The following is a 23,253-nucleotide window of genomic DNA, read 5'->3' on the forward strand; positions in this document are numbered from 1 at the left end:
TTGCTACACATAAACATATTCCGACGTTCGCATGCGCACATGCTTCGTCGCCGACGGAATTCACAACGGTCTGTTGAAATTTGTTTCACCACAGAGTGATTGATCGATCAACTGACAGGTGACCAGGGCCGTAAACCGGATGTCCAGTATTCGAATTGTCCGAAATAACGAGCGGAATGTTCCTCGTCACATCCCGCACCGAAGCAGTTGCGCGGAGCCTCGGGCCGCGTTCTACTTGCCTTGACTAATCATCTGTCACTCTCGGTTACAAACATCCGCCCCGTTCACGATCCCCACCTTTCGCCATCTCGAGAGATCAGGTTTCCCAATGGAATTCACGGAACTTGCCGACTATCCCCTACCTCCAGGGACCGTCACCGAGTGGACTCCCGCCGCGGTGAATCCGCCCGAGCTGTGGCCTGTCGACCAGCGTCCCGCCAGCTACATACACGAGGCACACTTGAAACATGCCCAGCAGGCGAAACGGCAGGTGCACCATCAGACCGACGTGTGCACTCCGTCGTGGCTGGGTACCTCGTTTCGCATCCACGACCGACTCGACCGAAGGATCTGGGCGGCCGCTCTCGATCACTGGATCGATCGCCACGAAGTGCTCCGAACACACGTCGCCGTGGAGGGCGAAACGATAGTCCGACGCACCGCGGCGTCTGGAGACGTCCGGATTCTGGGCACCGAGGTCGGACACCTTGCGTCCTCGATGTCTGTCTTCACGCATCTGCAGCAACTGCTCGACCGATCGACCGATCCACTTGTCTGGCCTGCGTATCAGTTCGCGACGATCGAAGGCCCCAACCACTTCACCGTGGTTTTTGCCGCTGATCATGCTCTGCTGGACGGATATTCGGTGGCGTTGACCGCGCACGAACTGCAGACGATCTACCGATCGTTGAGCGAGGGAAGCCCTCCCTCGCCGCCGGAGACCGGAAGCTACATCGACTTCGGCACCAAGGAACGAGATCTCGTGGGACACGCGGACCGCTCTCACCCGGCAGTGCAGACGTGGCGCGAGTTCTACGCGCAGGGCGAGGCTCCGTACTTTCCAGCGCTACCCGAACCGGTCACCGGACGCCGAGTCCCTCAGCAGAGCCTGTCTGCCTGGCTTCTGAGCGCCCGGGGAGCCGAACGCCTGGCAGAAGCGAGCAAGCGCAGCAACCAAGGATTCCTGGCCGCGATACTCGCGTGCGCGGCCAAGGTGACCGGCGATCTCACCGGTGCAGACGAATTCCGCGTCGTCGTGCCGCAACACACCCGTTCGGAGCTTCGATGGGCCGCGTCGCTGGGATGGTTCATCGGTGTTGTGCCGGTGAGGATTCCGATTGCCCCCGCCGCAACCGTGAGCGATCTGGCCAAGGTTGCCGGCACGGAGATACGGCGCGTCCGCCCCGCCGCGGCACTGCCGTATTCGAAAGTGTGCGAGCTGATCGACTCCCCGCAGCACCTGCCGTTCGTGCTCTCGTACATGGACGTTCGTCACGTTCCTGGTGCCGAGCAATGGACGAGCTGGCAGACCAGGGGCCTTCGTAGTCGAGATCATTCGGGAACCGACGTCTACATCTGGCTCACGCGGACTCCCGAAGGGCTGAATCTGGCCATACGCCACCCGGGCAACGCGCGCACGAGCCGCCACATCCATCAGTTCGCGGGACTCCTACGCCGCGAAATGGAGGACTTTGCCTTCTCGACCGACACTTTCGCACCTCCGACCAACACCGCCGTACCGATCAATACCGCTGTACCGATCGAGGAGAACTCTCATGGAAATGACACCCATCGATCTCTGGGCACCGAAAGCCGGGACGCTCACCGAGTTCAGGCCTACTGAACAATCCCTGGCGGCGGCATCCGGGGCACCGCGGAGCGACCAACCGCTCTCGTTCCTACAGGAAGGACACATTCGTACCGCCGATCACAAGCGCGCACAAGGCGTCGACTGGTCACCGTGGATCGGATTCACGTTCACTCTGCCCGGTGATCTCGATCGGGAGGCACTGCGTCGGGCGGTCCAGGCGTTTGTCCTGCGGCACAACACACTGCACAGTTGGTTCGAGGTGAGATCATCCGAAGATCCCGACGGTAGCGGGGTCATCGACCGTCACGTGGTGGATGCGTCGACGATCGAACTCACGCCGCACAGCGTCGGTTCTGTGAACACGACAGATGCGGTTCGCGAGCATGTGAGCCGAAGTTTCGCCGGCGATACCAGCCCATTGCAATGGCCCTCGTTCATCAGTGGCGTCGTCGAGCACGGCGCCGGCTTCACCGTCTACTACGGCGTCGATCACTCGCACACCGACGGCCTGTCGTTGATGCTGGGCGTCGAAGAACTTCGTGCGCTGTACATCGCCGAAAGCGCCGGCATCGACGCTCAACTTCCCTCTCCCGGCAGCTACGTGGAGTACAGCGGCGAGGAACGGACATCTGCGGGCAACCTCGACCTGACCGCAGCGCCTGTGCAGCAGTGGATTTCGATTCTCGCCGCCAACGCCGGCCAACTCCCGACGTTCCCCCTCGACCTCGGTGTCGCGAGCGGCGAACAGACCCGGTCGACCCGCACACACATCGACGTTCTCGACAGCGACGAGTCAGCCGCGTTCGCAGCGCTGTGCAAGTCCAATGGCGTCGGCTTCTCCACGGGGATCTTCGCAGCCCTCGCCCTCACCGAGATCGAAGTTGCGGATCGAGCGAACTACTTCGCGCTCAACGCAGTCGGCACTCGCTCCGATCCGAGATACCTCTATTCCCAAGGCTGGTTCATCAATCTCGTCCCGGTCTCGTTCACGCTGAGCGGTGTCACGAACTTTACCGATGCACTCCCCCTTGCCCACGCTGCTCGCGCTGCGGTGAAGGGACTCGCGGACGTGTCCATTCACTCGGTGATCGCCCAGGTGTCGAAGTTGACCGGATCCGACATCGGTGGAACCTCGGTCCCGCCGATGGTGTCGTACATCGACATGCGCCTGATTCCAGGTGCCGAGCACCATGACGAACTCGAGGCGCGGGCACTGGGTGGGCCAGGAACGACGGGTGATCTGTCGATGTGGATCAACCGGAAGGAAGACCGTACGTACGTGATGGTCAGTTTTCCGGACACCGAGCAGGCGCACACATCGGTGAATCGGTACCTACGACACCTTCGCAACGTCCTGAGAACGGTCGCTGATACCGGCGACTACCGTGTCGTGCGTCAGGCGGATGCACGTCAGGAAGTGGAGACCGCCTGATGCACATCACGTTTCTCGACAGGTTCGAGGCACGGCCGGGCCGCATTCTGCAGTGGACGCCGAGCGAAATCTCCACCGGAACGACGTATCCGGTTCCCCCGACCTCCAATCAGCAGCTGCATCTTGCCGGCAGCCGCGGCGATACGACTTGGCTCGCTGCCACTTTCGACGTTCCCGGCCCCATCGACACGGACGCACTCAAGGCCAGCTTCGAGGAATGGACGTCCCGTCACGACGCCCTGTCGTGCTCGTTCTCCCAGGCCGAAGAATCGGGTGAATCCTCGGCACTGTTCGTCGACGTCGCCGACGTCGGCGATCTGCGCCTGCGTGAGGAAACAGTGGCTGACGCGCGAACACCGGAGCAGGTGCGAGAACTCTTGGGCGAGCGCTTGGATCGATGGTGCAATCCTTTCGCGTTTCCCGCGTACTTTCTCGGTGCCATCACCCGCGAGGACCAGTCGACAGTGGTCTGCGGGTTCGACCATGCCATCTGCGACGGCTGGTCCATGAGCATCGCAATTACCGAGATCAGCACTCTGTATCGCGAATACACGCGAGCGGACCGTGATCCGATCGCGTCTGATCTCCTTCCGGAGCCCGGGAGTTTCCTCAACTACTGCTTCCGGGAATCGGCAACCGCGGATCCAGAGCCCGGCGACCACCGGATTGCGGGTTGGCGGTCCTTCCTCCGAGCATGCGGGGGTGACACTCCCCATTTTCCCGTAGATCTGGGACTGCCCGCCGGGGCGATGTCGCCCCAGGGCACAGACACCCGAATGCTCCTCGACGCCGACGAAGCAGAGTTGTTCGACCAGAACTGCGCCGATCATCGACACTCGTCGTTCGGTGCAATTCTTGCGTCGATCGGTTTGGCCACAACACAATTGACCGGCAAGAGGGACACGCACCTACTGTTCCCTGTTCACACGCGTCGGGAACCGCGACACAACCACACCTTCGGATGGCTGGTAGCCAATGCGCCCATCACCGTGACGAGCATGGACAATCTTCACAGCACTGCCCGGGCAGTCAATCTCGCTTTCCACGAGTCACTTTCACTGTCGTCCGTGTCGTCGAGGCAGGTTTTGCGGAGCTTGGGGCCCGAGGTTTCGCCCACTCGCAGAGACATCTTCTCGGTGTCCTACGCCGACTACCGAACCATGCCCGGTGGATCTCGCCCCCGTAAATCAAAGTCCAGCGAATCACAGCCTGCGCCGATCAATCCGCAGCAACTCAGTCGCGTCTCGAACGCCGACGACGTTCAGTTCTGGTTCTCACGAACTCACGACGGATTGGCAGTGCGGACCAGGTTTCCTGCGCCCGCTGCCCGGACAGTGCACACCTTCCTCTCGCATGTCTCCGAGATCCTGTCGACGCCGTAGACGAACGGCCGCCTATCCGTAGATCTATTTGACACTTCTTTGTTGTGCACAACTTAACTGTGCGCTACAGTTGTTCTCGTGACCAACCCACTCGCCCTCGAACGCCAGGTCTGCTTCGCCCTCTATTCGGCGTCGCGGGCCACGACGGCCGCGTACCGGGCGATGCTCGACGACCTGGGAATCACGTATCCCCAGTACCTCGTCTTGTTGACACTCTGGGAACGAGACGGCCGCGGGGTGCGTGAGATCTGTGAGGCACTCGATCTCGATACCGGAACTCTCTCGCCGCTGCTCAAGAGGCTCGAGGGTCTGGGATTCATCGAGCGCCGACGCCTCACCACCGACGAGCGTCGCGTCGAGATTCACCTGACCGAGGCGGGTTCCACCCTGCGCAGCAAGGCCGAGGACATCCCAGCCAAACTCGCAGGTGCCACTGGTCTGAGCACCGACGAACTCACCGAACTTCGAGACGTTCTCACTCGTCTCGGCGAGTCGCTCCAAGCATCCAATGCCCACTCCGACGGAAAGAAGTAGTCATGAACATCGTCTACACCGCAGAAGCACTTGCCACCGGCGAAGGCCGCAACGGTCACGCTCGCACCTCGGACGGACGCCTCGATCTCGGCCTCGCCATTCCCAAGGAAATGGGTGGCAGCGGCGAAGGCACCAACCCCGAGCAGCTCTTTGCCGCCGGATACGCAGCATGCTTCCACTCCGCTCTGCAGATGGTCGCCCGTGCCGAGAAGGCCAACGTGGCTGATTCCGCAGTCGGCGCGCGGGTCGGCATCGGCCCCAACGGTGCAGGAGGCTTCGGACTCGCTGTGACGCTGGAGGTTTCACTCCCCCATCTACCCCATGATCAGGCCGTCGAGCTGACGGAGAAGGCACACCAGGTGTGCCCGTACTCCAATGCAACTCGCGGCAACATCGAGGTCACCCTCGAAGTAAGTAAGGACGACGAATGAGCACTACCACTGTCAGCCGGGAAATCCGTCTCGCTTCACGCCCGAACGGTTGGCCCACGTCGGAGAACTTCGCCACCGCCGAAGTAGAACTCCCCGAACTCGAAGACGGCCAGATCCTGGTCCGCAACATCGCCATCTCCGTCGACCCGTACATGCGCGGCCGAATGAACGACGTGAAGTCCTACCTTCCGCCGTTCCAGGTCGGTGCGCCGCTCGACGGTGGTGCCGTCGGCGAGGTCGTCGAATCCAAGTCGGCTGATCGCGCCGTGGGCGACGTTGTCGTCCACGGCCTCGGATGGCGTGAATACGCCATCCTCGACGGATCCGCAGTGACTCCGGCCGACACGTCCATCGCGCCGGCGACGGCCTACCTGGGTGCCCTTGGCATGACTGGCCTCACCGCGTATGCCGGCCTCACCGCGGTTGCGGAGTTCAAGGAAGGCGATACCGTATTCGTCTCCGGCGCAGCAGGTGCCGTCGGATCGCTCGTCGGTCAGATCGCCAAGTTGCTCGGAGCGAAGCGAGTAATCGGTAGCGCCGGTTCACCGGCGAAGGTTGCCCGACTTCTCGAACTCGGATTCGATGCGGCATTCGACTATCACGACGGCCCGATCACCGAACTACTCGCCGCTGCCGCCCCTGACGGCATCGACGTGTACTTCGACAACGTCGGTGGCGAGCATCTCGAAGCCGCCATCGATGCCATGAACCAGGGTGGCCGGATTGCCCTGTGCGGAGCCATCGCTCAGTACAACACCACCGAGAAGCCCACAGCTCCCCACAACCTGGCACTGGTGATCGGCAAGCAGCTCACACTGCGCGGATTCCTCGTGGGCGGCTACCGTCACCTCGGTGGCGAGTTCCGCACCCACATGGCAGGGTGGCTCGCCGACAACAAGATTCAGTGGGACGAGACCATCGTCGAAGGCCTGGAGAATGCACCGCAAGCGTTCATCGACCTGATGCGCGGCGCGAACACCGGCAAGATGGTTGTCACGCTGTAACCCGAACAACATCTTGCTCGAACGGATATGAAAGTGGCCGCGAACTTCTCGAAGTTCGCGGCCACCTTCATATCTGAATCAAATCCCGAACGAGACTCCGGTCAACGTCTCCGACAGTGTCCACAAACCCGAGGCTGTCTTCGTATCGTGTGACTTCTTGTTCGACCCCACGACCTTCGGATACCCTCGCTGCTCGAACGGACCGTCCGGTCCGATGTAACTGCCGCCGAAGGCATCCGGCGCGGTTGCCGCCCACAGTTCGGGAAGGGCGCCCATCTCCGCGGACTGCGCGAAGATCGAATTGCCGATTCCCATCAGCTTGTCCTGGATCGACTCGGTGTGCCCCTGCAGGTTCGTCGACGCGTATCCCGGATGCGAAGCGAGCGCTTTGAGCGAAGATCTCGACGCCGCGAACCTGCGTTGAAGTTCGTACGTGAACAACAGATTGGCAAGCTTGGACTGCCCGTAGGCCAACCATCGGTTGTACTTCCGACGCTCGAAATTGAGATCGTCCAGATCGACAGTTCCGAGCTGATGCAGGGCACTGGACATCGTCACGACACGATCGGTGAGCTTGTCCTTCAGCAATCCGGTCAATGCGAAGTGTCCGAGATGGTTTGTGCCGATCTGCATTTCGAATCCGTCGACCGTCCGGCGGAACGGAACCGCCATCACGCCGGCGTTGTTCACCAGGACGTCGACCTTCTCCGTTGCGTCGGCGAAGGCTCGTACCGACGACAGATCCGAGAGGTCCAATTTGCGGACAACCGCGTTGGGCCCGATCTCGGCGGCTACGGCGTCGGCCTTCGTGGTGTCACGACAGGCGAGGACGACGTCGGCCCCGGCTTTGCCCAGCGCTCGTGCGACTACCTCACCCAGTCCGCTGTTCGCCCCCGTGACGACAAATGTGCGGCCGGTCTGATCGACTACGTCTTCTGCGGTCCATTTGGTCATGCTTTCCAGCGTACGTGCCTTACTCGCCGGTAGGGAGGGGTCGCTTTCCGTCATCGCCTGCGCTTGGCGCGGATGGGCTTGGCGCCCGGCAGCGGCGGTGCAGCCACTCTGGGCGACGGGGGCGCGGTCATTCCGGGAGTCGGCGACGATTCGGCTTCCTTCTGCTCCGCAGCGATGCGTCCGTACACAAAATGCTGTTGTCCCAGCGTCCAGCAGTTGTTACTCACGAAATACAGCAGGATCGCCACAGGCGCGAACGCACCGAAAGCGATCACCCCCACCGGAAACACCCACAATGCGAGCTTGTTCATGATCGCTGTTTGAGGGTTGACGGTTCCGGTGTCCACTTGGCGCGCGATGGATGCCCGCGATGTGAAATGTGTAGCGACGGCGGCAAATATCATCAGCGGTACAGCTACCAGAATGATGGAGATACGGCTGACGTCGCCGAATGCTTCCAGTTGTGCTGCCGGGCTCGAAATCATGGCGGACAACGGTGCGCCGAACAGTTTGGCGTCGAGAAAAGACTGCACATCCGAGGCACTGAAGAAGTAGTTGGCCGTGTTCGCGTTGTCCGCCACCGACATCGGTTCGGTCGGGCTCAGAAACGGGACGTGCGATGCCGCTCCGGTCCGATTGAACGATCGCAGGACGTGATAGAGACCAATGAACACCGGTGCCTGAACCAGCATCGGCAGACAGCCGAGCAACGGACTGTAATTATGTTCTTTCTGCAGCTTGGCCATCTCTACAGTGAGTTTCTGCCGGTCACCCGAATACTTCTTCTGCAACGCCTTGATCTGAGGTTGCAGCTTCTGCATCACCAGTTGAGTGCGGACCTGCTTGACGAAGGGTTTGAACAGCAGGGCTTTGAGCGTGAAGACGAGAAATACGACCGACAACGCCCACACGACGCCGTTGTCGGGTGATCCGGAGACCAGTGAGAAGACCTTGTGCCAGAACCAGAGGATTCCGGACACGGGGTAGTAGACAAAATCGAGCATGACGAATGAACCTCACCGAGAGGCACGCTCAGAGAGATGAGAGCGCGGGAATGGTTGTGGACGCAAGACGTCTGACCGACCTACGACGAGTTCACACCCGCCGACTGCCGATCTACAGACCGATTCCCGGAGCTCGAGGTTGCGGACGACCGGGCGCGTCCGGGCTGCTCTGCCTGCGGAAAGCACCACGCAGGCAGCGTTCGTCATCAGACGGGCTAGTGGCCGAAACCGCGCATAGTTGCAGAAGTTCGTACTTCGAGGAAGTTGCGAGCGCAGCGACCACGAAGACGGCAATCGCAGTTCCCAGCACCGCGGCGCTACCCGAGGAACCAAGCGGAGGCACTGCGAGAAGAGCGATGAACGGCAGCAGAAGCAGCAACAGTGACCGTGTCACCGTTCCTGTGCTCCGCTGTTGCATGACTGCGAGAGTACAGAACGTCTGCCGAATCCAGCCAGACGCTTGCCTCACATACTTGTTCGCGCAGCCATTTGTGCGCAGGATCGTGGTCCATCCGACCGTGCCACTGTTGAGCGTTCGGCGCTCCCGCTGCGAATGGCCTGACCGGAGCCGGGGTGAGGCCGGCCGCCGTGCCCTCCTTGATTCGGATCACGAAAGTCCGTCGAAGTTCTCGCGATCGATCAACAGGCCTTGCACCCACAATGCCGCTCGAAACAGGTATGCACCCCGTCCAACTGACCGATGCGAACACGTCGAGGCGCAACCAGGCTGAGTGTCGCAAGCCGAAGCCCGATCACACCCAGCTGGACACCTGCTTCGGGACGCATCGACGCAAAGGCAACACGAGAAATGTCGCACCACCGATTCACCGACCCCCGCACGAGGAAGCATGCACTCGGAAGAGCGCTTGTCGTCGGCGTTCTTTCCCTGACAACCCTTGCCGTGAGTATCGACACCGCGAACGCTCAGGCCCCCGTGCTTCGGGACTGGAACATCGCCGCAGTTTCCGTCGACACGAATCCGGCGAAGGTGTCAGCTTTCGCTTCCTCGGATACAGGCCGCGTATTGGCAGCCGCAGAGTCCAAGATCGGCGCTCCGTACGTCTGGGGCGCGACCGGGCCGGACTCGTTCGACTGCTCCGGTCTCGTTCAATGGGCCTATGCACAAGCGGGCGTTTCGATTCCGCGAACCAGCTACGACCAGGCGGTTGGCGGCACTCCAGTTTCCCGGGACGATCTACAGCCGGGTGACGTGGTCCTGTACTACGGCGGGGAGCATGTGGGGATCTACGCCGGAGGCGGTGAGGTCGTTCACGCCCCGACGCCCGGGGAGTCGGTCGAACGCGCACCCGTGGACTCGATGCCGTACTACCTCGCCCGACGTTACTGACATGAATCCCGCAAGCTCGATGAAACAGCGTGTATCGCGGCGATATTCGAATCGCTCGTCGCGAGCCGAACGATTGACACTCCCCCATTGCGCGGAATGTGATGTCATCCTCTCGCCCGCGAGCGCGGTCTGCGCCAGGTGTCGTGGGGCGCGGTTGGACGTGACGCGGTGTTGCGGAGACGGCACTGTCGTGTCCTGGCGAACGGTTCACGGCGACCCCTCGACCGTTCTCGCCATCGTGGAATTGGACGAGGGGCCCTGGCTGTACACTTTCCTCACCGAATCCCCTCGCGCGGATGCGCCTGGACCGCTTCGAGTGTTCTTTCAGGGGCGTGAAGAAGGTAAGCGCTACCCGGTGTTCTGCTTGTGCGGCGACGACCGTGGTGAACTGCTATCGGACGTCAACTCCGGCCTGCTGAACCATTGACCTCACGCGAGTCACGCTCCTGCGCGGTCGAGACGTACCACGCAGCGATCTGCGCTCTGGAACTGAATCCCAGTTTTGTCAGTACGTGTTCCACGTGTCCCTGAGCGGTGCGCAGCGAGATTACCAAGTGCTCCGCAATCGCGCGATTGGTCAACCCTTGGGCAACCAGTTCCGCAACTTGCTGCTCACGCGGGGTGAGGTGAGGCCCTTCAGCCGACGACGCAGTCGTGACACTGGAGCGCTTGTCGAGCGCATATGCGACAGCTTCACCTTCGGACATCGCAAACCCGCTGCGAAACGACTTGTCGAAAGCATCGTCACCCATGGCTTTGCGAGCAGTCTCTGCAGCAGTGTCGTGATGAGCTGACAAACCCGGCAGGCCCGCCAGCCGCCCCCCGACCTTCTGCCAATACATGGCTGCCGCGCCGAGCAGAACCGCTGCATGCTTCCAATCACGTTGCGCTGCAGCAATCCACGCCAACGGCTCGATACACCACGCCGAGTTCATCGGGGCATCGAGAATTCTCAGACTTCGAGTCAAATAGTCACTTGCGGCATCCAATTCACCTCGGAGCCAGCTCACGAGCCCGAGAGTTCCCAGCGCAAATGCCTGGAACATCATCTCGTCGGCGGGCACGGTGATCGCGAGAATCTCTTCGTTGCACTCCACAGAGCGATCAAGAGCGCCGGACAGGAAGTACGCGACTCCCAAGGTGTCCAGGCCGATCACAACATGCAGCAGATTCTTGTCGAGTCGAAACAGCGTCAACGCGGATTCCAGCTTGGCTGTAGCGGTATCGAAGTTACCTCTGAAGGTATCGACGTATCCGTCTCCCCACGTCGCCAAGCCGCGCGAGCGCACATCCGCCAAGTCGTTTGCCAGGCGCCAACTCTCGTCGACCAACTCTTCTGCCCGTTCGAGTTCCCCCTGCATCGCGTGATTCACGGCGTCGATGGCCAAGACATCCACTCGGAACGGATCCAGCTCTCGATCCTCTGCATTCAAGGCTCGATCCGTCCAGTAACGCGCCTGCACAAGTAATCCACCTGCAAGCCAGAATCTGTACAACGCACCGACCATTCGCGTTGCAGATCGCGCCTCTCCGGCAGTGGAAATCGAGTACTCCAACGCATCGTTGACGTTGCGCTGTTCACGACCGAGCCTTGCGATCCAGGCAGCTTGCCGGCCACTGATCCACTCGGCTTCCGCATGAACGACCAGTGCCTCGAACCAATCACGATGGCTTCGACGCAGAGCGGAATACTCACCGGCGGACTCCAACTTTTCATGTCCGTACTCCCGGAGTAGGTCGAGGAGGTGGTACCGAACATCCCCGTCGGTTTCCTCACGAATCAGGATGGACTTCTCGACCAACGCGGTGACGAGATCGAGCACTTCGGTCGAATTCATGTCCTGCCCACACACGCCCTCAGCGGCGTCGAGGTCGAACCCACCCGAGAACACCGACAACCTCCCCCACAACTGCTGTTCGGTTGGCGAGCAGAGGTCGTAACTCCAATCGATCGACAATCGCAGCGTCTGTTGACGACTCGGAACGTCGCGTCCACCCGTTGTAAGAAGTCGGTATCGATCCGAGAGCCTGTTCATGATCTGCTCAGCAGACATACCACGCAGGCGAGCTGCCGCCAGTTCGATCGGAAGTGGGAGTCCATCCAAGTCATGACAGATATGCGCAACGGCGCGCTTGTTCTCCTCGGTGAGGGTGAAACCAGGTACGACGGAAGCCGCACGCTCGGTGAACAACGACACCGATTCGTACTGGGCAATTCCCTCGAATTCGGGCGGCTGTTGCTGCGGTGTGGTGAGTGAGGGAACGCGCATCGTCACCTCACCGCCCAGGCCCAGCGATTCGCGGCTCGTCGCCAGGATCTTGACGCCGGCACATCGCCGTAGGATCGCGCCTACGAACACAGCGACGGCATCGACCAGATGTTCACAGTTGTCGAGCACCAACAGCAGACTCCGATCGGCGCAGTAGTCGATCAATGCCTGCAGCGGGTCCGCCGACGAGACCGACCGGACACCAAGGGTCACGGCGACATGATCTTCGAGGAGATCCGAATCTGTCTGCTCCCCCAGTTCCACCAACCAGGCACCGTCTCGAAACACCCGTTGCAACGCGCCCGCCAGTCGGATCGCGAGCCGTGTCTTGCCCACGCCACCGATCCCGGTGAGTGTCAACAAACGGGACGTCTCGAACAATCTCCTGGCGTCGGCCAACTCACGCCGACGACCGACGAAACTCGTCAGCTCCAAGGGCAGGTTGCCGACAACTCGCTGGTCGGCTTCTGAGCGCACAGCGGATGCCATCGACCGACTCGCTTTCTGCCATACCACTACACAACAACGCTACCCCCACGATCGGCCTCCCGAGCAGCACTCACGCGAGCATGTGATCGGAGCCCACTTGTTCTCCCCCGAGTGCGAGATGCACGACGGCCACACCGGCGTCACGCAGACGAAACAACGTATTCCTACTCTGGCAGACAGACGAAGGGAGACCGACATGCCGCCGCGCCGTAGATCGGTACTGCTGACGCAACTGGTAATCGATGCTCCCGGAAGTCCACAACAAACGATCCTCGACGAACTGCGGCGAGTGATTCTGTCGGGTTCGGCGCCTCCGGGTACCCCGATTCCTCTCGGCGACGTGGCTGATGTGTTCGGGGTCAGTCGAATACCTGTGCGGGAATCACTGAAAACACTGGTCGGAGAGTCCTTGGTCGACCATCGACATCAATTCGGCTACACCGTTGCTCAGCTGACGCCGGCAGAACTGCGAGAGATGTACATCGTCCGCGAAACTCTCGAATCAGCTGCATTGGCCGTCGCCGTCGAGCAGGCAACCGAAGAGGATCACGAACACGCCGTCGAGGTGAACTCCCGTTTGGAGATCGCATTGCGCTACGACGACTCTCAGTCCTATCACTGCGAGAGCCGAAACTTTCATCTCGCACTGACCCGACCGTCTCAGATGCTTCGACTTCTGCACATGTTCGAAGCTGCCTGGAACATCACCGAACCAGTACAGCCGATGGTCCATGTTGCCGGCGTCGATCGCCGGGTTCTGCACTCCGATCACACCGCGATGCTGGACGCATTCCTGCGTCGGGACGCATCCGCACTTCTGAGCGCTTCCGAAATCCATCATCGCCGACTCGATACCGTGATCGCGACTCTACCGACAGACACCGGTCTATTGGCCGAAAAAGATATACCGATCACGCAATAGTCGTGCAACACAGCATCGATACCTTTCTCTCAACACAGTTTTCATCACTGACGCTGAGAGCTCGTGGCACCGTCCGCTGATTTCCTGCACTGATGCACAGGAGCTGTCATGACCGACATTCTTCCGTCCCGAACGACCACTACCCCCACTCCGCCAAAGGAAACCGGATCGGGTGACCTTGTCGAAGCCGCGGGTCACCCTGTCGGAAGCGGCCTGATCAAGCCGGGCTACGACCCTCGTTTGACCAACGAGGACTTGGCGCCGCTTCGCAAGCAGACCTGGTCGTCGTACAACATCTTCGCCTTCTGGATGTCCGACGTACACAGCGTCGGCGGATATGTCACTGCCGGTAGTCTTTTCGCACTGGGATTGGCCAGCTGGCAAGTACTCGTCGCCCTGCTGGTCGGTATCACGATCGTCTACTTCTTCTGCAATCTCGTCGCCAAGCCCAGCCAAGTTACCGGCGTGCCGTATCCGGTGATCTGCCGCAGCGTGTTCGGCGTCCTCGGCGCGAACATCCCGGCAATCATTCGTGGCCTGATTGCCGTGGCTTGGTATGGAATTCAAACCTTCCTCGCTTCAGCAGCCCTCGATGTCGTACTGATCAAACTCTTTCCGTCACTCGCGCCCTATGCCGTCGTCGAAGACTACGGGTTCGCCGGACTCTCCGCACTGGGCTGGGGAAGTTTCATGCTCCTGTGGGTACTTCAGGCCTGTGTCTTCTGGCGAGGCATGGAATCGATCCGCCGCTTCATCGACTTCTGCGGGCCGGCTGTGTATGTCGTGATGTTCATGCTGTGCGGCTACCTGATCTACAAGGCAGGCTGGAGCGCCATCGATCTCACGCTCGGCGACGTCAAGTACTCGGGTTTCGACGCCGTGCCGGTCATGCTCGGTGCGATCGCTCTGGTTGTCTCGTACTTCTCCGGACCGATGCTCAACTTCGGCGACTTCTCCCGCTACGGAAAGTCGTTCGCTGCCGTCAAGAAGGGCAACTTCCTCGGTTTGCCGTTGAACTTCCTCGTATTCTCGGTGTTGGTCGTCGTCACTGCATCGTTGACGCTGCCGGTGTACGGCGAACTGATCACCGATCCCGTTGCGACCGTTGCACGAATCGACAGCACCTTCGCCATCGTTCTCGGCGCACTCACCTTCACCATCGCCACGATCGGCATCAACATCGTGGCCAACTTCATTTCCCCGGCCTTCGACTTCTCCAACGTGAGTCCGCAGAAGATCAGCTGGCGCGCCGGCGGAATGATCGCAGCGATCGGCTCGATCCTCATCACGCCGTGGAACTTGTACAACAATCCGGACGTCATTCACTACACACTCGAAACCCTCGGAGCCTTCATCGGTCCGCTGTTCGGAATTCTGATTGCCGACTACTACCTCGTGCGCAAGCAGAAGGTCATCGTCGACGAACTGTTCAGCATGTCGCCGACCGGAACCTACTGGTACAGCAAGGGATACAACCCTGCTGCAGTGATCGCCACCGTGGTGGGAGCCGTCGTCGCGATGGTCCCGGTCCTGGGCAAGGACCTCACCGGGATGTACACCGCAGCGCAGTACAGCTGGTTCATCGGTTGTGGGCTCGGATTCACCGTCTATTACCTACTCGCCGCGCGCTCTTCCTCAGCTGTCCGGAATGCTTCCTCTCCCGACACTGTGACGGTCGACTGATCGTCATGAGAATCAAGGTGATCAACCCCAACACCACGTGGGCGATGACCGCCAAGATCGAGGAATGTGCCCGGACCGTCGCAGGCTCGGGCACATTCGTCGAGGCTGTCAGCCCTGCCATGGGTCCCGCGTCGATCGAAAGCCACTACGACGAAGCTCTCAGCGTCCCCGGAATCCTGACCGAGATCGCCGCCGGAGAAAAGAACGAAGTCGACGGCTACGTCATCGCTTGCTTCGGTGACCCAGGTCTTGATGCAGCCCGAGAGTTGGCCAAGGGCCCCGTCGTAGCTGTTGCCGAAGCGGCAATGAACTACGCAAGTTTCCTGGGTCGCGGATTCAGCATCGTGACCACTCTCGGTCGAACCCGCGGCCGCGCAGCCGATCTGGTGGACCGGTACGGCATGCAGGCTCGGTGCCGGGGTATCCACTCCTGCGAGATTCCGGTTCTGGAACTCGATCGTGATCCCGACGCGCGAAAGGTGATCTTGGAAGCCTGTTTCGACGCATTGGAGCAAGACGACTCGGACGTCCTCGTGCTGGGTTGCGCCGGCATGGCGGACCTGTGCCAGGACTTGTCCGACGAACTGGGTGTCCCGGTAGTCGACGGCGTTGCCGCTGGGGTCACGGTGGTTCAGTCGTTGGTCACCCTCGGGCTGTCGACCAGTTCGCGCGGCGAGTTCGCACGCCCACTTCCCAAGAACTACACCGGTACACTGACACCGTTCTCGCTGTGAGCGTGCCTGAGCGAGAGTCGAACACCTGTCACCAGCAGCGCCAGGACCGCGAACAATACTCCAGCCCAGACTAATTGGCGGGTTTCGAAATGCGCGAGAAACAGTCCACCGACCGCAGTGCCGAGCGTGATCCCCAGGTTGGAGAACGAGATGAAAAGGCTGTTGCCGAATTCAGGCGCGTCGACTGCGTCTCGCCCCATCCAGCTCTGCGAAACCACCAGTCCACCGGAATGCAGTACACCCCAAACTAACACGGCTACAACCATCGCGCCGAAGTACGGGCCCGCCAGATAGAGCATCACGTAGACGACGATATACAGCAAGGGAAAAGCCACAACCGTGCGCACCACCCCCTTGGCGAGCAGAGCCCCGAAGACGAAGTTGCCGAAGATCATCACGACACCGAAAGCCAAGAGCATCGCGCTGATCCACGATCCGCTCATGCCGGTCACTTCGCCGAGGTATTCGGCAAAGTATCCGTACACCGAGAACATGGCTGCGAAGACGAAGGTGACGGAAAGAATGGTCAACCACACGCGCGGCCGGCGAAGTATCCCGACCTGTGCACCGTACGACAGGCGTTGTGTCACAGGAGCCGAGGGCAGAAGTACGACAATCCCGAGAAACGCGAGAACGTTGACCACGGCGCCGAACACGAATGCTGTCGACACCGAAAAGTTCTCGGCCAAATAGGACGTCAAGGGCACGCCGAACGCGAATCCGACTGTGACGCCTGCAAATACCTTGGTCACCGCGGCGGTCGCCTGTTCCGGCGATACCAGACGAACCGCACTTGCAAGCGCGACAGCGAAGAAGACCGGATGAACCACGGCGGGGATGATCCGAAATGCAAACATCACCTCGAAACTCGATGTGGTCGCATACACCACATTGGAGACCGCAAAGACTGCAATCGCCACCAACAGAACGGTTCTCCTGTTGATTCCCGAGGTGATCAGCGTTGTGAACGGACCGGTCACCGCCACGACGAGTGCAAACACACCGACCAACCATCCGGCAGTCGACGCGGTGATACCGAACTTTTCGCTGATCTGAGGCAGAACCCCGATAATGCCCATCTCCGTAGTGATGATTCCGAATACACCCAACGCCAGAACCGGTATCAACAATTTCGACTTCACGACACACTCCTCACTACTTCGCCACACAAGACAGTTACATATCTGTATATGTAGATATATCTGGTTGAACAACCCGACCGACGAGGGCAATTCGGCCGCTACAGCTTTTCGCGAACGAATTCCCTGAACTCGCCGATCACGGATTCGTTTCGTCGGTAATACGTCCACTTCCCGATGCGCTCGGACTCGAGCAGACCCACGTCTTTCATGCCCTGTAGATACCCCGAGATCACCGACTGGGCAAGTCCCGATCGCCCCTGGATGTCACCGACACAGACTCCGATGTGAAACCCGAGATCCTGCTGCGTATACGAGTCCTCGTCGAAATACTTCGCCGGATGCGCGAGCCACTCCATGATCTGCAGGCGAGTCGGGTTGGACAGCGCCTTGAAGATCGCCAAAGCATCCATGGACCACACCCCTCTGCACGACAACCGGAACGCATCTACTTTTATGGATATGTTTGGCGAAGTCAAGCCCGATCCGGACCGAAAGCCGTCTGCATCACATCGAAGCATTCGAAGTGAGCTGCGACACTTACGTTTCGACGACCTGCGGAAATCTCAGCGTCGACTTTCTATCTGTGACGACTTGTTTATAGTTATCGCCAACAACGAATTGCCGGAAGTTTCCGGTTCACCTCAGAACGTCCGTGGGTGAACACAATTCGCTCAACACCAGCCGTACCCGGCTTGTCATTCGGGAGTCGAACCATGAACACACCGCATCAGTTCAGGGTCGTCACCTCATGGTGATGTCGAAGCTCGCCAAATGGCAGCTGGTCGCCCTCGTCGTGGTTGCACTCCTGGGCTTGATCTATGTCGGAGCGAAATACGTACGGCTGGACAATCTTCTGGGATTCGGCCAATACACGGTCAAAACCGAACTGGCGACGTCCGGTGGCATCTTCACCAACGCCGAAGTGACCTATCGCGGTGTACCCGTCGGACGCGTCGGGGACATGTCGCTCACGTCCGACGGAATCGAAGTCGACCTGTTGATCGACAGCAGTGCTCCGCAGATTCCCGCATCCGCGCGGGCCGTGGTGGCCAATCGCTCAGCCATCGGCGAGCAGTACGTCGACCTTCAGCCCGATACCGACCAGGGCCCGTTCCTCGAAGACGGCTCGGTGATCGCCGTGGGCGACACAACCACGCCGATCCCGATCGAGAATGTCTTGACCAGCGCCAACGGTCTGGTGCACTCCGTTCCGGTCGACGCACTCCACACCGTCGCGAAAGAACTCGGCGCGGCATTCAACGGCAAGGGCGAAGATCTGCAGGTACTTGCCGACTCGCTGTCGGGGATCTCCCAGTCGGGCCTCGACACCCTTCCCCAGACCCTCGGACTGATCCGCGACAGCCAGACGGTGCTCACGACCCAGTCCGATCAATCGTCGGCGATCAAGCAGTTCAGCACCGACCTCGACGCACTGACGGCGCAATTGCGCACCAGCGACCCCGACATCCGACGCGTGATCGACAACGGCATACCGGCCAGCGAACAAGTCGGCTCTCTCGTCACCGAAGCCGGCCCCGCGCTCACGACCAACCTCTCCAACCTCTCCGCCGTTGCAGCGGCAGCCGCACCGACACTGCACTCGCTGCAGCCCTTCCTGCTCTTCCTGCCTGCGCTCGCCGGGGCGGCGCCCACCGTTGCACCGGGAGACGGCACAGTACATCTGGGCTTGGTACTCGAGACCAACAACCCGCTCTCGTGCACCGTCGGTTACGAAGGGACCATGGCGATCCTCGACGAGATGAAGCGCAAGGACCCGAACTTCGACGACACGACGCAGAACTTCCCGTTGAACACTGCCGCCAACTGCCAGGCACCTCAGGGCAGCGAAACGGGAGTTCGTAGCGCCAACCGCATCGCGTTCGCCGACCCGAACACCTCGCAACCGTGGGACGGCAAGCCCAAGGTGGACCCGGACAAGCTCAACCTGAACCCGATTGCCACTCAACTCGCACCGATGCTCGGCGCCACCCCGAAGTAGCCGTAAACAACTGGCACCGTCGACCCTCCGCGACGATGATGATGTGATGTCGGAAGGAACGCCTGAAGGCGAGTCACAGAGCATGTCACGAGGTTTCGACGAACTTGTCGCCGAAGCGGAATCCGCCTCCGTCGACGGGTGGGATTTCTCGTGGCTCGACGGACGCGCCACGGAGCAGCGTCCGTCGTGGGGGTACCAGAGGCTGATGGGTGAACGTCTCGGCCGCGCCGGCGCCGCATTGGACATCCAGACCGGCGGCGGCGAAGTCCTCGCCGCTGCACCGTCACTCCCGCCGGTGATGGCAGCAACCGAATCCTGGCCACCGAACATCGCCAAGGCCACCGCCTTTCTGCGTCCCCGAGGTGTGGTGGTGGTCGCGGATCAGGACGAGCCGCCGCTACCGTTCGCCGATTCGGCTTTCGACCTGGTGACCAGCCGACACCCAGCGACGGTGTGGTGGACCGAAATCGCGCGGGTACTCGAACCGGGAGGAACGTACTTCGCTCAACATGTGGGTCACGCCAGCGTGTTCGAACTGGTCGAGTACTTTCTCGGTCCTCAGCCGCAGGCTCGTCGCGGACGGCACCACGAGGACGAAACTGCCGACGCGATTGCGGCCGGGCTCACCGTCGTCGACCTTCGTTTCGAGCGTCTGCGCATGGAATTCTTCGACATCGGCGCCGTTGTCTACTTCTTACGCAAGGTGATCTGGATGGTTCCGGGATTCACCGTCGCGCAGTATCGGGACCGGCTCCGCGAACTCGATCAGCAGATCCGTCGCGACGGATCTTTTGTCGCGCACTCGAGTCGATTCCTGATCGAGGCACGCAAGAGCTGAGCGCACCGCGACGGGCCGCACATCCCGAACGTGATCGATGCTGCTAGTCGGACTCGTCGGCGTCGCTCCGCGAGCCGATCGCAGCGGCAAGATAGTCGCCGAGTTCACGCTGAAGGTTCGCGTCGAGTGCCCGGGCCAGTGCCGAATGTACCGACGCCACACCGAGTTCACGCATCGTCTGGAGCATCTCGGCTGTTCCGGCAACCTCGTCGCCCTCCGGGAGCCAACCGACCCCGTGCTGATCGACGATGCGATCCTTCGCCGCCTGAATCAGGTCTTTGGCGATCCCGTCCACAGCGTTGTGAAGCTTTTCGTGCACATCGACCAGTTGATCGAGAGTGAAACCGTAGTCGAGGAGACTCGAAAATCCGCTGAGCAAAGCAGGATCGGTGAAAACGCAGTTCTCTCCTTCGATCTGTACCAGTCCGAGATCTACGAGACGATCCAGTTGACCATCTGCATCTCCCCCGAGAAACTCGCGTACGACGGCCATCTCGATACTCACGGTGTCGCTGCGGGACCATGGTTCGGTGACCGCGTGCTGCAGACCCAGCACCTCTGTCAGGTCTTTCCCGCTTTCCCACCCGGTGATGAAGTCGTCGATATGCGCAGTGGTGAAACCTCGTTGAAGAAGCGTGTCGATCAGCTTGAGGCGTTCGAGGTGCGCGTCGCCGTAGATGCCTACCCGCCCACGCTTCTCCGGCGGAGGAAGCAATCCACGTTCCTGATATGCCCGTACATTCCGCGAGGTGGTGCCCGCAGCGCGCGCTAGATCGTCGATGCGGTACTCGGTCACCGCCTCGTCTCCTCTGCCGCGTCGGTCGTCACGATTCCAACTTAGTGGCAACACCAGGCCGATCAGAACCCGGGATCAGGTCTGCGCGGTGTCTTTCTCGCGCACCGTGGTCGTGTAGTCCCGAAGATCCACCGATTTCAATTGGTTCACGTACTGGGTCGCGAAACCGGGAAACATAGTGGCATTGAATCCTTCGTCGGTGAGATACCAACTCGAACATCCCGAGTTCCACGTGGTCTTCGACAGCCGACGCTGCAACTCGACGTTGTACGCATCTTCGACATCTTGACGAACATCGAGTGCCTTGAGGTCGCGCTCGAGAACGATCTTGATCGCTTGGGCGAGATAGTCGAGTTGCGCTTCCATGTACACAAGGGCGGAACTGTGCCCCGGACCCGAGTTGGGTCCGAAGGTGAAATACAGGTTGGGATAACCGGATACCGCAATGCTCTTGTACGCACGCGCCCCGGATTTCCACTCCTGAGCGAGCACACGTCCGTCCCGGCCTATGATCGGGACCGGTGTTCCGGTCTTGCAAACGTCGAAGCCGGTGGCGAAGACGATGCAGTCGAATTGATGCTCGATCCCTTCGACCGTGCGAATGCCATGTGGCGCCAATCTCGCGATCGGCCAGGTCACGAGTGTGCAATTGTCTTGCTGGAGAGCCGGGTAATACTCGCTGGTCATCAGCAACCGCTTGCACCCTGCCCGAAAGTCGGGAGTGAGTTGTCGCCGCAACCACGGGTCCTTCACCTGCATGCGCAGATGAAGACGCCCGACTGTTTCCACCACCCTCGTCAACGGGGATTCCCACACCACCCCGAGAGCTACCGATTCGTGTCCCCAGTACCAAGCCCGACGCGCCAGAGTCTGGACGACCGGATGACGACGGTACAGATCCTTCGTGCGAGATCGGGTGCGTAGGTTTGCTCTCGGCAATGCCCATCCCGGTGTTCGTTGGAAAACCTTCACTGATCGTGCAGTTTTCACGAGTTCCGGGACGATCTGGACGCCACTGGCTCCGGTTCCGATCACTGCGACCCGCTTGTCGGTGAAGTCGTAGTCATGGTCCCAGCGAGCACTGTGAATCTTGTGTCCTTCGTAGCTCTCCAAACCCGGAACAGCAGGAAAGCTGACGTTCGCCAGCGGACCGGACGCCATGACGACGGTCCGGGCAATGACCGCTTCACGGCCCTCGAGCGCGATCGCCCAGACACCTGTCTGCTCGTCCCACTCGACGCCCGTGACGTTGCACCGAAACCGAATCTTCGGCTCGAGGCCGAACTCTTTCACCATCGTTCGGATGTAGCCGAGGATCTCCGCGCTGGCCGAGTAGGTGTGCGACCAGTCCGGGTTCGGGGCGAAACTGTACGAGTACAGACGGGACGGAATGTCGCACGCAGCTCCCGGATACGTGTTGTCGCGCCACGTCCCGCCGACCTCCGTGCCGCGTTCGAGAACGACGAAGTCCTCGATACCGTTCTGCTTCAACCGAATCGCCGCTCCGATTCCTGCGAAACCTCCACCGATGATCGCCACTGACAGTGGCTCGGCAGTACTCACGCGAGTGGCTCGTACGTAAGTTCCTTGGCCCAGGTCGGCTCGGAATTGAGCCTGCTGCCGGAAAGTCGGCCAGTGACCTTGACCATCCGATCGGCAAGCAGATGGTAGGGATGGTTGCGATTGATGACCATGTTGCCGTGCCACTTCACCACCCGATACATCGGGACGCGGAGCGCGGCCGGACTCCGTTCGCCTACGTTCCTGAATCGCTTCATCGCGGTGTAGAGCCGTTCCTCGTTCACTCCCATGTCGACGATGTTGTCGCGCATCTTGTTCAGCAGCGGGATGTAGCGAAGTGTCCCGATGATCAACGCCGGATTCAACCAGGCGCCGACGGTTTCGACAACGAGCTTGCGCGTCGTCGAGTGCCCGAGCATCTCGATCACCGCAAAATCGACCGCCAGATGCCTGGACTCGTCTGCATTGATCTTCTTGAACACAGCCTGACAGACCGGATCCTCGATCTCGTCCATGATGAACTTGACCAGGGCTCCGTCGAGCGCCACCTCGAGCATCGGTATGACGGTCCCGAGAATCGAGAGCGACAAACCGTCGGAATGCTTGTCCAGCCAGTCGATGACGAGCTTGACGTTGATGTTGGGCTCGGGCATCTCGTCGCCGTCGAGCATTCCCCACCGACGCATCAGCGCGAGTTCGGCGTTGGCGTGCTTCTGTTCCTCGGCGTGGAAATGCCGATAGATGTCTCGGAGAGTTCCAGTCGGCGCCTTGAGAGCCATCGCAGCGAAGCCACGGGCACCAACGTTCTCGATCCACATCAGGTCCGACATGAACGGTTTCAGCTTCGCATGAAGCTCTGGACTGATCGTCTCGGCGCCCGGAGCATCCCAGTCGATGTCCACCAGAGCCCACTGGCGGTCCTTGATCTTGTGCAGCATGCCGTCGAAATCGAAGGACATG

22 protein-coding genes are annotated in these 23,253 nt (G+C 60.6%); 13 read left to right on the forward strand and 9 right to left on the reverse strand.

The window, feature by feature from the left end:
• Window positions 1–328: 328 nt before the first annotated feature.
• The 6 genes from RHP72_RS22980 (at window position 329) to RHP72_RS23005 (ending at window position 6,593) form a co-directional block, all read left to right on the forward strand.
• Window positions 329–1,843: a condensation domain-containing protein gene (locus RHP72_RS22980; protein WP_081558339.1), complete on the forward strand. Its 1,515-nt coding sequence runs from the start codon at window positions 329–331 to the stop codon at window positions 1,841–1,843.
• Window positions 1,776–3,242 (forward strand): condensation domain-containing protein, encoded by a 1,467-nt coding sequence (locus RHP72_RS22985; protein WP_311093850.1) that lies wholly within the window; start codon window positions 1,776–1,778, stop codon window positions 3,240–3,242. Before RHP72_RS22980 ends, RHP72_RS22985 begins: the two co-directional genes overlap by 68 nt.
• Complete coding sequence (locus RHP72_RS22990) at window positions 3,242–4,624, forward strand: condensation domain-containing protein (RefSeq protein ID WP_003940563.1); 1,383 nt, start codon at window positions 3,242–3,244, stop codon at window positions 4,622–4,624. The genes RHP72_RS22985 and RHP72_RS22990 overlap by 1 nt, the downstream gene beginning before the upstream one ends.
• Before the next feature lie 78 nt (window positions 4,625–4,702).
• A complete protein-coding gene (locus RHP72_RS22995) occupies window positions 4,703–5,158 on the forward strand; it encodes a MarR family transcriptional regulator (RefSeq protein ID WP_311093851.1) in 456 nt (151 codons plus the stop codon).
• 2 nt (window positions 5,159–5,160) lie between these two features.
• Window positions 5,161–5,589 (forward strand): organic hydroperoxide resistance protein, encoded by a 429-nt coding sequence (locus RHP72_RS23000; protein WP_003939720.1) that lies wholly within the window; start codon window positions 5,161–5,163, stop codon window positions 5,587–5,589.
• Window positions 5,586–6,593 carry an NADP-dependent oxidoreductase gene (locus RHP72_RS23005; protein ID WP_019745038.1) on the forward strand — a complete coding sequence of 336 codons (1,008 nt, stop codon included), beginning with the start codon at window positions 5,586–5,588 and terminating at the stop codon, window positions 6,591–6,593. Before RHP72_RS23000 ends, RHP72_RS23005 begins: the two co-directional genes overlap by 4 nt.
• Before the next feature lie 78 nt (window positions 6,594–6,671).
• On the opposite strand, the gene RHP72_RS23010 is transcribed toward RHP72_RS23005, so the two are convergent.
• The 3 genes from RHP72_RS23010 to RHP72_RS23020 all read right to left on the reverse strand — a co-directional run bounded on the left by RHP72_RS23010 (window position 6,672) and on the right by RHP72_RS23020 (window position 8,969).
• Entirely contained in the window at window positions 6,672–7,547 is an 876-nt protein-coding gene (locus RHP72_RS23010) for an oxidoreductase (protein ID WP_311093853.1), read from the reverse strand.
• Between the two features lie 50 nt (window positions 7,548–7,597).
• Window positions 7,598–8,551 (reverse strand): membrane protein insertase YidC, encoded by a 954-nt coding sequence (gene yidC / locus RHP72_RS23015; RefSeq protein ID WP_003939695.1) that lies wholly within the window; start codon window positions 8,549–8,551, stop codon window positions 7,598–7,600.
• Between the two features lie 112 nt (window positions 8,552–8,663).
• On the reverse strand, window positions 8,664–8,969 hold the full coding sequence (locus RHP72_RS23020; RefSeq protein WP_311093855.1) for a DUF6412 domain-containing protein: 306 nt from the start codon (window positions 8,967–8,969) through the stop codon (window positions 8,664–8,666).
• Between the two features lie 282 nt (window positions 8,970–9,251).
• Between RHP72_RS23020 and RHP72_RS23025 the strand changes: the two genes are divergently transcribed.
• Window positions 9,252–9,899: a C40 family peptidase gene (locus RHP72_RS23025; protein ID WP_311093857.1), complete on the forward strand. Its 648-nt coding sequence runs from the start codon at window positions 9,252–9,254 to the stop codon at window positions 9,897–9,899.
• Between the two features lie 190 nt (window positions 9,900–10,089).
• A complete protein-coding gene (locus RHP72_RS23030; RefSeq protein ID WP_054780999.1) occupies window positions 10,090–10,326 on the forward strand; it encodes a hypothetical protein in 237 nt (78 codons plus the stop codon).
• Here RHP72_RS23030 and RHP72_RS23035 read toward each other — a convergent pair.
• Complete coding sequence (locus tag RHP72_RS23035; protein ID WP_058226164.1) at window positions 10,301–12,658, reverse strand: LuxR C-terminal-related transcriptional regulator; 2,358 nt, start codon at window positions 12,656–12,658, stop codon at window positions 10,301–10,303. The two genes, RHP72_RS23030 and RHP72_RS23035, sit on opposite strands and share 26 nt — an antisense overlap.
• A gap of 196 nt (window positions 12,659–12,854) precedes the next feature.
• Here RHP72_RS23035 and RHP72_RS23040 point away from each other — a divergent pair, with 196 nt between their 5' ends.
• The 3 genes from RHP72_RS23040 (at window position 12,855) to RHP72_RS23050 (ending at window position 15,997) form a co-directional block, all read left to right on the forward strand.
• On the forward strand, window positions 12,855–13,580 hold the full coding sequence (locus RHP72_RS23040) for a GntR family transcriptional regulator (protein WP_042451513.1): 726 nt from the start codon (window positions 12,855–12,857) through the stop codon (window positions 13,578–13,580).
• A gap of 108 nt (window positions 13,581–13,688) precedes the next feature.
• Window positions 13,689–15,263: an NCS1 family nucleobase:cation symporter-1 gene (locus tag RHP72_RS23045; protein WP_058226165.1), complete on the forward strand. Its 1,575-nt coding sequence runs from the start codon at window positions 13,689–13,691 to the stop codon at window positions 15,261–15,263.
• A 5-nt stretch (window positions 15,264–15,268) separates the two neighbouring features.
• Window positions 15,269–15,997, forward strand: coding sequence for an aspartate/glutamate racemase family protein (locus tag RHP72_RS23050; protein WP_064687637.1), 729 nt, complete (start codon window positions 15,269–15,271; stop codon window positions 15,995–15,997).
• Here the strand turns inward: RHP72_RS23050 and RHP72_RS23055 are convergent.
• Complete coding sequence (locus tag RHP72_RS23055; protein ID WP_064687638.1) at window positions 15,964–17,139, reverse strand: MFS transporter; 1,176 nt, start codon at window positions 17,137–17,139, stop codon at window positions 15,964–15,966. The two genes, RHP72_RS23050 and RHP72_RS23055, sit on opposite strands and share 34 nt — an antisense overlap.
• A 98-nt stretch (window positions 17,140–17,237) precedes the next feature.
• Window positions 17,238–17,549 (reverse strand): helix-turn-helix transcriptional regulator, encoded by a 312-nt coding sequence (locus tag RHP72_RS23060; RefSeq protein WP_007733929.1) that lies wholly within the window; start codon window positions 17,547–17,549, stop codon window positions 17,238–17,240.
• 338 nt (window positions 17,550–17,887) lie between these two features.
• On the opposite strand from RHP72_RS23060, the gene RHP72_RS23065 reads away from it, so the two are divergent.
• Together RHP72_RS23065 and RHP72_RS23070 are read left to right on the forward strand one after the other, a co-directional pair.
• Window positions 17,888–19,138 carry an MCE family protein gene (locus tag RHP72_RS23065; protein ID WP_397517595.1) on the forward strand — a complete coding sequence of 417 codons (1,251 nt, stop codon included), beginning with the start codon at window positions 17,888–17,890 and terminating at the stop codon, window positions 19,136–19,138.
• An 82-nt stretch (window positions 19,139–19,220) separates the two neighbouring features.
• On the forward strand, window positions 19,221–19,976 hold the full coding sequence (locus RHP72_RS23070) for a class I SAM-dependent methyltransferase (protein ID WP_042922354.1): 756 nt from the start codon (window positions 19,221–19,223) through the stop codon (window positions 19,974–19,976).
• Between the two features lie 43 nt (window positions 19,977–20,019).
• Here RHP72_RS23070 and RHP72_RS23075 read toward each other — a convergent pair whose 3' ends face one another.
• The 3 genes from RHP72_RS23075 to RHP72_RS23085 form a co-directional block, all read right to left on the reverse strand.
• Complete coding sequence (locus RHP72_RS23075) at window positions 20,020–20,772, reverse strand: MerR family transcriptional regulator (RefSeq protein ID WP_030535276.1); 753 nt, start codon at window positions 20,770–20,772, stop codon at window positions 20,020–20,022.
• A gap of 75 nt (window positions 20,773–20,847) precedes the next feature.
• Window positions 20,848–22,335, reverse strand: coding sequence for an NAD(P)/FAD-dependent oxidoreductase (locus RHP72_RS23080; RefSeq protein WP_030535275.1), 1,488 nt, complete (start codon window positions 22,333–22,335; stop codon window positions 20,848–20,850).
• Complete coding sequence (locus RHP72_RS23085; RefSeq protein WP_311093860.1) at window positions 22,332–23,252, reverse strand: ferritin-like domain-containing protein; 921 nt, start codon at window positions 23,250–23,252, stop codon at window positions 22,332–22,334. The genes RHP72_RS23080 and RHP72_RS23085 overlap by 4 nt, the downstream gene beginning before the upstream one ends.
• Window position 23,253 lies beyond the last annotated feature (1 nt).

The organism is Rhodococcus sp. SG20037, from assembly GCF_031763325.1.
Taxonomy (GTDB): Bacteria; Actinomycetota; Actinomycetes; order Mycobacteriales; family Mycobacteriaceae; genus Rhodococcus_F; species Rhodococcus_F qingshengii.

Excerpts from the sequence above, each read along its gene's own strand:
- RHP72_RS23005 (WP_019745038.1), top strand. The coding sequence starts at position 5,586 with ATGAGCACTACCACTGTCAGCCGGGAAATCCGTCTCGCTTCACGCCCG.
- RHP72_RS23085 (WP_311093860.1), bottom strand. The coding sequence starts at position 23,252 with ATGTCCTTCGATTTCGACGGCATGCTGCACAAGATCAAGGACCGCCAG.
- RHP72_RS22980 (WP_081558339.1), top strand. The coding sequence starts at position 329 with ATGGAATTCACGGAACTTGCCGACTATCCCCTACCTCCAGGGACCGTC.
- RHP72_RS23040 (WP_042451513.1), top strand. The coding sequence starts at position 12,855 with ATGCCGCCGCGCCGTAGATCGGTACTGCTGACGCAACTGGTAATCGAT.
- RHP72_RS23050 (WP_064687637.1), top strand. The coding sequence starts at position 15,269 with ATGAGAATCAAGGTGATCAACCCCAACACCACGTGGGCGATGACCGCC.
- RHP72_RS23025 (WP_311093857.1), top strand. The coding sequence starts at position 9,252 with ATGCGAACACGTCGAGGCGCAACCAGGCTGAGTGTCGCAAGCCGAAGC.
- RHP72_RS23035 (WP_058226164.1), bottom strand. The coding sequence starts at position 12,658 with ATGGCATCCGCTGTGCGCTCAGAAGCCGACCAGCGAGTTGTCGGCAAC.
- yidC (WP_003939695.1), bottom strand. The coding sequence starts at position 8,551 with ATGCTCGATTTTGTCTACTACCCCGTGTCCGGAATCCTCTGGTTCTGG.
- RHP72_RS22985 (WP_311093850.1), top strand. The coding sequence starts at position 1,776 with ATGGAAATGACACCCATCGATCTCTGGGCACCGAAAGCCGGGACGCTC.
- RHP72_RS23020 (WP_311093855.1), bottom strand. The coding sequence starts at position 8,969 with ATGCAACAGCGGAGCACAGGAACGGTGACACGGTCACTGTTGCTGCTT.
- RHP72_RS23010 (WP_311093853.1), bottom strand. The coding sequence starts at position 7,547 with ATGACCAAATGGACCGCAGAAGACGTAGTCGATCAGACCGGCCGCACA.
- RHP72_RS22990 (WP_003940563.1), top strand. The coding sequence starts at position 3,242 with ATGCACATCACGTTTCTCGACAGGTTCGAGGCACGGCCGGGCCGCATT.
- RHP72_RS23065 (WP_397517595.1), top strand. The coding sequence starts at position 17,888 with ATGGTGATGTCGAAGCTCGCCAAATGGCAGCTGGTCGCCCTCGTCGTG.
- RHP72_RS23070 (WP_042922354.1), top strand. The coding sequence starts at position 19,221 with ATGTCACGAGGTTTCGACGAACTTGTCGCCGAAGCGGAATCCGCCTCC.
- RHP72_RS23045 (WP_058226165.1), top strand. The coding sequence starts at position 13,689 with ATGACCGACATTCTTCCGTCCCGAACGACCACTACCCCCACTCCGCCA.
- RHP72_RS23060 (WP_007733929.1), bottom strand. The coding sequence starts at position 17,549 with ATGGATGCTTTGGCGATCTTCAAGGCGCTGTCCAACCCGACTCGCCTG.
- RHP72_RS23000 (WP_003939720.1), top strand. The coding sequence starts at position 5,161 with ATGAACATCGTCTACACCGCAGAAGCACTTGCCACCGGCGAAGGCCGC.